The organism is Erwinia sp. V90_4 (genome assembly GCF_029967685.1).
Classification (GTDB): Bacteria; Pseudomonadota; Gammaproteobacteria; order Enterobacterales; family Enterobacteriaceae; genus Erwinia; species Erwinia aphidicola.
In genome coordinates, this window is the sequence record NZ_JASCAQ010000025.1 from 1 (window position 1) to 1,151 (window position 1,151).

Annotated in this window: 1 rRNA gene; it reads left to right on the forward strand. The window is 53.8% G+C overall.

From position 1 onward, the window contains the following. A 23S ribosomal RNA gene (locus QLG07_RS02605) occupies positions 1-1,151 on the forward strand; the annotation flags it as partial.

Below are 1,151 nucleotides of genomic sequence, written 5' to 3' on the forward strand. Positions count from 1 at the left end.
GCTGTGAGTTCGATGAGTAGGGCGGGACACGTGACATCCTGTCTGAATATGGGGGGACCATCCTCCAAGGCTAAATACTCCTGACTGACCGATAGTGAACCAGTACCGTGAGGGAAAGGCGAAAAGAACCCCGGCGAGGGGAGTGAAACAGAACCTGAAACCGTGTACGTACAAGCAGTGGGAGCACCTTCGTGGTGTGACTGCGTACCTTTTGTATAATGGGTCAGCGACTTATATTCTGTAGCAAGGTTAACCGTATAGGGGAGCCGCAGGGAAACCGAGTCTTAACTGGGCGTTAAGTTGCAGGGTATAGACCCGAAACCCGGTGATCTAGCCATGGGCAGGTTGAAGGTTGGGTAACACTAACTGGAGGACCGAACCGACTAATGTTGAAAAATTAGCGGATGACTTGTGGCTGGGGGTGAAAGGCCAATCAAACCGGGAGATAGCTGGTTCTCCCCGAAAGCTATTTAGGTAGCGCCTCGTGAACTCATCTTCGGGGGTAGAGCACTGTTTCGGCTAGGGGGCCATCCCGGCTTACCAACCCGATGCAAACTGCGAATACCGAAGAATGTTATCACGGGAGACACACGGCGGGTGCTAACGTCCGTCGTGAAGAGGGAAACAACCCAGACCGCCAGCTAAGGTCCCAAAGTCATGGTTAAGTGGGAAACGATGTGGGAAGGCACAGACAGCCAGGATGTTGGCTTAGAAGCAGCCATCATTTAAAGAAAGCGTAATAGCTCACTGGTCGAGTCGGCCTGCGCGGAAGATGTAACGGGGCTAAACCATGCACCGAAGCTGCGGCAGCGATACGCAAGTATTGTTGGGTAGGGGAGCGTTCTGTAAGCCGTTGAAGGTGTGCTGTGAGGCATGCTGGAGGTATCAGAAGTGCGAATGCTGACATAAGTAACGATAAAGCGGGTGAAAAGCCCGCTCGCCGGAAGACCAAGGGTTCCTGTCCAACGTTAATCGGGGCAGGGTGAGTCGACCCCTAAGGCGAGGCCGAAAGGCGTAGTCGATGGGAAACGGGTTAATATTCCCGTACTCGGTGTTACTGCGAAGGGGGGACGGAGAAGGCTATGTTAGCCGGGCGACGGTTGTCCCGGTTTAAGCGTGTAGGCTTGAGTTCCAGGCAAATCCGGAACTCT